The organism is Rhodoferax sp. OV413 (assembly GCF_945881795.1).
GTDB lineage: Bacteria > Pseudomonadota > Gammaproteobacteria > Burkholderiales > Burkholderiaceae_C > Allorhodoferax.
On the sequence record NZ_CAMCVG010000088.1, the window covers coordinates 1 to 8,796 of the forward strand.

Here is an 8,796-nt window from a genome sequence, read left to right on the forward strand (position 1 = left end):
CTCGTCGGAGCCCCTTGCAACGGCCATGAACGAGCCCATGCCCAGCTTGGCCACTTCACGCGGGCCGAGAACCTCGCAGGAAATTTTGGGGAAGTTCGCCAGCGCCTGTGCAGCCTCGCCCAACAGGGTGGGGGTCGCATAATTCGCAGGGCGGTTGCCCCACTCTTTGGCCAGCTCTACGCCAGGCACGGTCGCCGCGCTCCGGTCGAACGAAGCCTTCACTTCGGATGCGTTAACCGCCGCCACCAGCACCTTTTGCAGTACCCGTAGCTCCGGCTTGGACTTAGTGTGGGTGTAGACATAGCTGGCATCAGCCACCGCCAACGGCACGGCCCGCGCCGCGTCTTCCAGCGCGGCGCCGGCAAACCCGAGCACCAGCTTCTTTACCCCGGGCGCCTTGATGGCGGCCGCGCAGGCTGCAATGGCCGTGCGCACATGACGCGCGCCGCCCTCGCCAATGCCCGCCAACACAAGGCGCGTAGCGTGGGCCTGCACCGGCCGGTACATGGTGAGCAGCGTCCCGGGCTTTGCGGCAAAGTCGCCGGACTTCAGGGCCTGCGCCACCAGCTCAGAGAGTTCGTCTTTGCCGGCCTTGAAGTCTTGGGCCACCAGTAAGACGAGGACGTCCGCTTTTTCATTGGCCAGTGCGACGAGGTTCAGGGGTTTGAGTTCAAAGTTCATAATTGACGCTTTCGTTTCGCACAATGTTATTCCATTCCTCCATCCGCAGAGAGTTGGGCCGCAGTTTCGGCGCCACCTTGGTCGTGCTGGTCACCGTCGTGTTGACCATGACGCTGCTGCGCACCTTGGGCGAAGCTTCGCGCGGCAGCTTTAATCCGGCGGATGTACTGATCATCATGGGGTACACAGTGCTGGCAGACATGCCGACCATTCTGTCCATGAGCCTTTTCATTGCGGTTCTGAGCGTGGTGAACCGCATGTACCGCGACAGCGAGATGGTGATTTGGTTTGGCAGCGGCAAAGGGCTGATGGGCCTGGTGCGGCCCCTGCTGCGCTTTGCCTGGCCGGTGATGGTGGTGATCGCGGGGTTGGCGTTTTTTATCCTGCCCTGGTCATTCGCTCAAATTGAAGACCTGCGCGACAAATACGACAAGCGTGGCGATATTGCCCGCATCGAACCCGGACAGTTCCAGGAATCTGCCAACGGCGACCGCGTGTTCTTTATTGAGAAAGACAGCAAGGGCCAGCAAACCGGCACCAACGTGTTTATCGCGACCCGGGAGAGTAGTAAAGAAACCATCACCACGGCGGGCATAGGCTCGATTGAAGTCTTGAACGGCGACCGCTTTCTGGTGTTGCAAAACGGCCAGCGGCTGGAGCGCACTCAGGGCAAAAACGACATCACCGTGAGCACCTTCGAGCGCTATGGCGCACGCGTTGGCGCGGACAACACTGCCGCCCGCAACTACGCCCCCGCCAACGCCACCGGCACGCTAGACCTCATCAGCAAACCCACGCGGCAGCATCTGGCCGAGCTGGCCTGGCGCGCCGGCCTGGTGCTGGCCCCGTTCAACCTGCTGTGGTTGGGCCTAGCGGCCGCGGGAGCCAACCCGCGTGCCGGGCGCAGCACCAACCTGATCTTCGCCTTTCTGGCGTTTGTGGTGTATTTCAATTTGCTGGTGCTGGGGAAAAACTGGGTCGAAAACGGCAAGGCCGAGCTGATGACCACCCTCCTGCAACTGCACGGCGGTGTGTTCCTGCTCAGCATGGGCTGGCTGGCGATGCGCCACAACCACTGGTCGCTGCGCTTTCCCCGGCGCAAGGTCCCTCAGGCGGCAGCCCCATGAGGACACTGCGCAAGCTGCTGTACGGCGAGGTGGTGACCGCGGTAACGCTGGTGACGCTGGGTTTTGTGGCCCTGTTCATGTTTTTTGATGTGGTGGAGGAGCTGCAGTCGGTCAGCCGCCTGGGGTCGAGCGCGTACCAGGTGCCGCAGGCGCTGATTTATGTGGCGCTGATGGTGCCGGCGCATGTGTACGAGCTGTTTCCCATTACCGTGCTGATTGGAACTATTTTTGTCATGGCGCGGCTGGCCCGCAGCTCGGAATTCACCATTTTGCGCACCAGCGGACTGGGGCCCTGGCGTGCTCTGAGATCGCTGGCGGTGCTGGGTCTGGGATTTGTGCTGTTTACCTTTGCGGTGGGCGACTATGTGGCGCCCCTGGCCGACAAAACGGCGCAGCTGTTGAAGTCGCGCTTTCAAGGCCGCATCAGCGTGGGGAAGACCGGGGCCTGGCTGAAAGAAAAGCAGGCTTACGGAAACTACGCCGTCAATGTGGGCGCGCTGTCCTCCGACGCCACGCTCAAGGACGTGCGGGTGTTCGAGTTTGACAACCAGGGCGCCATCGTGTCACTCACCGAAGCCCGCGGCGGCAGCTTTGGAAGTGACGGGTCGTGGACCCTGACCGATGTGCAGCGCACCGAGTTCAACGCTGACCCCGCGCGCACCCCCAAGGCAGAGCGGGTGGCGGTTCAGACCCTGCGCTGGCCCACAGAGATCAGCGCAGAGATGGTCGCTGCGGCGGTTTTGCGCCCGGAGCGCATGGGGACCATCGACCTGTTTCAGTATGTGCGGCACCTCCAGTCGAATGGGCAAAGCGCTCAAAAATACGAAATCCAGTTCTGGAAGAAAGTGTTTTACCCTTTGAGCTGTCTGGTGATGGTCGTGCTCTCGCTACCGTTTGCGTATCTGCATTTCCGCTCGGGGAGCATTGCCGGTTACACCTTTGCCGGCGTGATGGCGGGTATCAGCTTTGTGTTGCTCAACAACGTGATGAACGACCTGGGCAACCTGCAAGGCTGGCAGCCTTGGCTTACCGCCGCCCTGCCCGGCTTGATTTATTCCTTCTTTTCACTCACCGCCTTTACCTGGCTGGTGCTACGACGATGACCCACATACCCGACGCCAGTGCCTCTTCCGCCCCGGACACCAGGGCTCCCGACAGCAAGCGTGCAGTTGTCTTGTTCGCCCACGGATCGCGCGACCCGCTCTGGCACAAACCGATGGAGGCGGTAGCTGCGCGCATACGGCAACAGTCGCCCCAACTCGCGGTGGCCTGCGCCTATCTGGAGCTCAGCGAGCCCGACCTGCCCAGCACTGTGGCGTCTCTCAGCGAAACCGGTGTGAGCGCGCTTGCCATCGTGCCCATGTTCCTGGGGGTGGGCCGGCATGCGCGGGAGGACTTGCCGGAGCTGGTCGCGCAACTGCGCGTGGATTTCCCCGCGCTGCAGATCGAACTGCGGGCCGCGGTGGGCGAAGACGCACGGCTGCTGGACATGCTGGCCCACATCGCGCAGCAACCCGCCTGAGGACGCTCGCACCGCCTCCTCGCATGCATAATGAATTCCATCTTTAGCTGGAATTCGATATGAACCTGCACCAATTTCGCTTTGTTCAAGAAGCAGCCCGCCGCAACCTCAACCTGACCGAGGCCGCCAAAGCGCTCCACACCTCGCAGCCCGGCGTGTCCAAGGCCATCATCGAGCTGGAAGAAGAATTGGGCATCGACATTTTTGCCCGCCACGGCAAGCGCCTCAAACGCATCACCGAGCCGGGGCAGCATGTGCTCAAGAGCATTGAGCTCATCCTGCGCGAAGTCAACAACCTCAAGCGCATCGGCGAGCAATACAGCTCGCAAGACAGCGGCACCCTGTCCATAGCCACCACCCACACCCAAGCCCGCTATGTATTGCCGGAAAAGGTGGCCAAGCTGCGCGCGGCTTACCCCAAGGTGAATGTCAGCCTGCACCAGGGCGCGCCCGATCAGGTGGCCCGCATGTTGGTTGAGGATGTCGCCGAAATCGGTATTGCCACCGAGTCGCTGTCCAACTACTCGGAACTGGTCACCCTGCCCTGCTACGAGTGGCAACACGTGCTGGTCTTGCCCGCCGACCACCCGCTGGCGCACAAAGACCGCGTAACCTTGGAGGACGTGGCCGCTGAGCCGCTCATCACCTACCACCCCTCGTTCACCGGCCGCACCAAGATTGACCAGGCCTTTGAAGCCCGCAAGCTGCAGCCGCGTATTTCGCTCGAAGCCATTGACTCCGACGTGATCAAGACCTACGTACGGCTGGGGCTGGGCATTGGCATTGCCGCGGAAATGGCGGTGACCGATGTGGTTGAAGACATGGAGAAAAACGCCTCCCGCAGCGGGCTGGTCGTGCGGCCGGCGGGCTACCTGTTTGGTCAGAATGTGACGCGGGTAGCCTTTAAGCGCAGCGCCTACCTGCGCAATTTTGTGTACACCTTTGCGGAGCTTTTAAGCGGTCGCCTTAACCGCGTCCTGATTGCCAAGGCCATGGACGGCCACGTTGACGATTTTGAATTGTGAGCCTATGAACACGCACACCATCTCCTCCCCAACCTCCACCTTCGCCTCCACCCCCCACATCGTGTCGCGGCTGCCGGCTGTCGGCACCACCATATTTACCGTGATGTCGGCGCTGGCGGCTGAGCACCAGGCAGTCAATCTGGGCCAGGGCTTTCCAGACTTTGCCTGCGACCCCGCCCTGGTCGATGCGGTGACCCATGCCATGCAGGCCGGGCACAACCAGTACCCACCCATGGCCGGCGTGCCCGCGCTGCGGCAGGCGGTATCTGCCAAGATTGCCGGACTGCACGGCCGCCACTATGACGCGAACAGCGAAATCACCATCACCGCCGGCGCCACGCAGGCCATCATCACCACCATTCTGGCCATCGTGCACCCCGGTGACGAGGTCATCGTGCTCGAGCCCTGCTACGACAGCTACGTGCCCAATATCGAGCTGGCCGGCGGCGTGGTGGTGCGGGTGCCCTTGGGGCAGAGCGACCAGCCCGGCAGCTTCGGGCCGGACATGGACCGCATCCGCGCCGCCATCACCCCCCGCACCCGCGCCATCCTGATCAACACCCCGCACAACCCCAGCGCCACCCTCTGGAGCGATGCCGACATGCGCGCGCTGCAAGACCTGCTCGCGCCCACCGATATCCTGCTCATCAGTGACGAGGTCTACGAGCACATAGTGTTTGACGGGCAGCAGCACCACAGTGCAGCGCGCTACCCCGGGTTGGCTGCGCGGGCGTTTGTGGTGTCAAGCTTTGGCAAGACTTTCCACGTGACCGGCTGGAAAGTTGGCACGGTGGCGGCGCCTGCGTCATTGACCGCAGAGTTCCGCAAGGTGCACCAGTTCAATGTGTTCACCGTCAACACCCCGGTGCAGCACGCGCTGGCCGCCTACCTGGCAAACCCTGCACCCTACCTGGACCTACCCGCTTTTTACCAGCGCAAACGCGACCTCTTCCGCCAGGGGCTCGCCGGATCGCGCCTGCGGCTGCTGCCCAGCCAGGGCAGCTATTTTCAGTGCGTCGACATATCGGCGGTCAGCGATTTGAACGAGGCCGACTTTTGCCAGTGGCTCACCCGCGAAATCGGTGTGGCGGCTATCCCGCTCTCGGCCTTTTACGGCAACGGCTTTGATCAGCGTGTGGTGCGCTTCTGTTTTGCAAAACAAGACGAGACGCTTATCAGCGCCCTGGAACGCCTGAAAAAACTCTGAATCCGCTACAAAATCAGTAGCTGCACACGCAATACTGGTGTGCTTCAGGACGAATAATCGTCATAAATTGCAGCAGTGGAGGCAACTTCACCGACCTGTCATCTCGCGTGGCTCTAATTCGCCTTTCTTGGAGCCCGGACGATGCAACTTGTCAAAACCGAAAAAGGCCGATCAGAACTGCAAGCTGGCAAGCGCACCCTCGGGCAGCGCGAGCGGACTATGCTGATTCTGGCGGACGGCAAAAACACGGTTCAGACGGTTTCGCAGATGTTCAACGGCGAGGCCATGGAGATTGCGCTTCAGCTGGTGCAGACCGGCTACCTGGTAGCCCCCGGCGGTGCGGCGCCAGTAAACAACCCGGGGATCGCTGCCCCCGCTCCTGCGAACTCCAGCGCGCCCCCCCCTACACCAGCCCCATCGCTCCCCGAAGCGGCCCCGTCCAGTCCCGCGTCTACCAGCGACAGCTTCGAAGGCAAGCGATCCCTCGCGACTACACGGATGTTTCTGTTTGACATCTGCGAGCGCATGTTTGTACGTCGTGATCCGGCCCAAGCGGAGACCTTTCGTGAAGCGCTGCGCAATGCCAAAGACCGTGAAACCATGCTCGCTGCCGCGCGGGACATGATTGCCGCGGTAGAAGCGATCGCGGGCCACGAGCGTGCCGACTCGATTGCCGAGCGCATCGCCATGCTGCTGCCGCCCGAGGCATGATTTCGCCCGTCAATTCCCCGCCGGTTCACCGCCGGATTTGTTTCAGGCCGAAATCTGCGCCCAGGCCTTGTCCAGCCGCTTCACACTCACCGGCTGCGGCGTGCGCAGCTCCTGGGCGAAAAAACTGACCCGTAATTCTTCGAGCAGCCAGCGGAATTCCTGCATGCGCTCATCCACCGCGCCCTTGCGCTCAGCCACCAGGCGCCAGTAGCGCTGCTCCTGCGGCCGCAGTTCGGCCAGGCGCGCCGCATCGCGGGCGGGGTCGGCGCGGTACTTGTCGAGTCGCAGGGTGATGGCCTTGAGGTAGCGGGCCAGGTGCTGCAGCCTATCCCACGGCGTGGCCTGCAAGAAGCGCTTGGGAATGAGGCGGTTGATTTGCTGCTGCGCGTCGGCCGCCGCATCAGGGGCGTTTTTGGTCTCTTTGATTTTTCGGGCCGCGGCGGCGTACTCCAGCAAAATCACCCCGGCCATGCGCGCCACCTCGTTGGCAATCAGCGTCAGCCGGCCGCGCCCTTCGTCCATGCGGCGCTTGAAGGCGAACTCATCGGTGGGCAGCGGGTCGAGCAAAAAGGCACGGTCCAGCGCCACGGCGATGATTTGCTCGCGCAGCTCTTCCAAGGTGCCGCCCGGCCCTGAAGCGGCTGCGTCTTTACCGCTGTCAGCCTTGCCGACGCTCATGTAGCTCACCGCCATTTTCTGCAGGTCGGGAATGTTTTTTTCGAGGTACTTGAGGGCGTCTTTGATCTGCAGCGCAAACAATCGCCGCAGGCCCGCGCGGTGTTTGGCTGCGGCCACCTCGGGTTCGTCAAACACCTCCACCGTGACCGCGTCGCCCGCGTCAATAAGCGCAGGAAAGCCGATCAGCGTTTGGCCGCCCTTGCGGATTTCCAGCAGCTCGGGCAGCTCTCCGAAGGTCCAGGCGGTGAAGCGGCCGTCCAGGATGCTAGACGGGGGTTTTTGCGCGGCGCCGGTTTTAGAAGCATTGGGGTTCGCTCCGATTTTTGTAGCTGCCTGCGCAGTGTTGGCGGCCGCTGAGCGCTGGTTCGACGGGGTGTTCTGCTCCGTGTCCCCCGCCCGCTTTGCGGGCTCCTCCTTTACCTGCGCAGAACGCCCGGTCGCACCAGCTCCCGTCGAATCAGCGGCGGTTTGCTCTACCGCCTGACTCTCCATCTGGCTCTTCACCTGACTTTGCGCCAGCTTCAGGCTCGCCAGAGCCTGGAATGCGCCGCGCGCCTGGCTGCCCAGCTCGGCTTTGAGGGCGCCAAGGTTGCGGCCGTGGCCGAGTTGGCGGCCGTGCTCGTCCACCACCCGGAAGTTCATAAAAAAGTGCGGGCTCAGCATGTCGACCTTGATGTCGGCGCGAACAACATCCAGCGACGTTGCCTCCCGCACCAGCCTGAGTACCGCGTCCACCAGCCCGCCGGTGCCAAACTTTTCGGGCGCATTGAGCGCATCGGCAAACCGGGCTGCGGTGTCCGGCAGGGGCACCAGGCGGCTGCGCGGGCGCTGGTGCAGGGTCTTGATCAGGGCCTGCACCTTGTCGCGCAGCATGCCCGGCACCAGCCACTCGCAGCGCTCGTCATTCACCTGGTTGAGCACAAACAGGGGAACGGTCACCGTCAGGCCGTCTCGCGCATCGCCCGGCTCATGCAAGTAGGTTGCGGCGCAGTCCACACCCCCCAGGCGGATGGTTTTGGGGAATGACGCGGTGGTAATGCCGGCCGCCTCGTGGCGCATCAGTTCCTCGCGGGTCAGGCGAAGCAACTTGCAGGCAGGAAGAGCGCCCCCAGGACTCAAGGTAGACGGAGCGAAGCGCTCTGCCAACCGGGCGTCCTCGTAGTACTGCGGCTTTTTGCTCTCTTCGCGGTACCAGCGCTCCAGGCTCAAACCGCTGCACACGTCCGCGGGCAATTGCTGGTCGTAGAAGGCGTAGATCAACTCGTCGTCCACCAGCACGTCCTGCCGGCGGGCTTTGTGCTCTAGGTCCTGTACCAGCTTGACGAGCTTGTGGTTGGCCGCCAGGAAGGGCAGCGTCGTCTCCCATTCGCCGTTGACCAGCGCCTCGCGGATAAATATTTCTCGCGCGCCGGCCAAGTCGACCCGGCTGTAGTTCACCCGCCGCCCGCTGTACACCACGATGCCGTAGAGCGTAGCCCGCTCCAGCGCCACGACTTCGGCCGCTTTTTTCTCCCAGTGCGGATCGAGCAGCTGCTTTTTGAGCAAATGTCCGCCCACCTGCTCCAGCCACTGCGGCTCGATGCCGGCAATGCCGCGCCCGAAAAGCCGGGTGGTCTCGACCAGCTCGGAGGCCACGATCCACCTGCCCGGCTTCTTGGTGAGGTGGGCGCCGGGGTGGGCAAAAAACTTGATGCTGCGCGCCCCCAAATATTCGCCGTTCTGCCCTTCTTCGAGCTTGCAGCCCACGTTGCCCAGCAGGCCCGCGAGCATGGACAGATGCAGCTGCTCGTAGCTGGCAGGCGCGGTGTTGAGCCGCCACTTGTGCTCGGCCACCACGGTGTGGAG

General features: G+C 62.8%; 8 protein-coding genes. 6 read left to right on the forward strand and 2 right to left on the reverse strand.

Annotated features, from left to right (window positions below; genetic code table 11):
• On the reverse strand, positions 1-681 hold a 681-nt coding region (locus Q0O05_RS10095; RefSeq protein WP_293662654.1), incomplete at its 3' end, for a M17 family peptidase N-terminal domain-containing protein.
• 23 nt (positions 682-704) lie between these two features.
• On the opposite strand from Q0O05_RS10095, the gene lptF reads away from it, so the two are divergent.
• The 6 genes from lptF (at position 705) to Q0O05_RS10125 (ending at position 6,273) form a co-directional block, all read left to right on the forward strand.
• Positions 705-1,808: an LPS export ABC transporter permease LptF gene (gene lptF, locus Q0O05_RS10100; RefSeq protein WP_293662655.1), complete on the forward strand. Its 1,104-nt coding sequence runs from the start codon at positions 705-707 to the stop codon at positions 1,806-1,808.
• Complete coding sequence (gene lptG, locus Q0O05_RS10105; RefSeq protein WP_293662657.1) at positions 1,805-2,911, forward strand: LPS export ABC transporter permease LptG; 1,107 nt, start codon at positions 1,805-1,807, stop codon at positions 2,909-2,911. Before lptF ends, lptG begins: the two co-directional genes overlap by 4 nt.
• Positions 2,908-3,330, forward strand: a complete 423-nt coding sequence (locus Q0O05_RS10110) for a CbiX/SirB N-terminal domain-containing protein (RefSeq protein WP_293662659.1) — start codon at positions 2,908-2,910, stop codon at positions 3,328-3,330. The genes lptG and Q0O05_RS10110 overlap by 4 nt, the downstream gene beginning before the upstream one ends.
• Before the next feature lie 59 nt (positions 3,331-3,389).
• On the forward strand, positions 3,390-4,355 hold the full coding sequence (locus tag Q0O05_RS10115; protein WP_293662660.1) for a CysB family HTH-type transcriptional regulator: 966 nt from the start codon (positions 3,390-3,392) through the stop codon (positions 4,353-4,355).
• A 4-nt stretch (positions 4,356-4,359) separates the two neighbouring features.
• Positions 4,360-5,562 (forward strand): pyridoxal phosphate-dependent aminotransferase, encoded by a 1,203-nt coding sequence (locus tag Q0O05_RS10120; RefSeq protein ID WP_293662662.1) that lies wholly within the window; start codon positions 4,360-4,362, stop codon positions 5,560-5,562.
• Between the two features lie 141 nt (positions 5,563-5,703).
• Positions 5,704-6,273, forward strand: coding sequence for a hypothetical protein (locus Q0O05_RS10125; protein WP_293662664.1), 570 nt, complete (start codon positions 5,704-5,706; stop codon positions 6,271-6,273).
• Positions 6,274-6,315: 42 nt separating this feature from the next.
• On the opposite strand, the gene Q0O05_RS10130 is transcribed toward Q0O05_RS10125, so the two are convergent.
• Positions 6,316-8,796 (reverse strand): DUF3418 domain-containing protein (locus Q0O05_RS10130; RefSeq protein ID WP_293662666.1); only part of this gene is annotated, 2,481 nt, incomplete at its 5' end.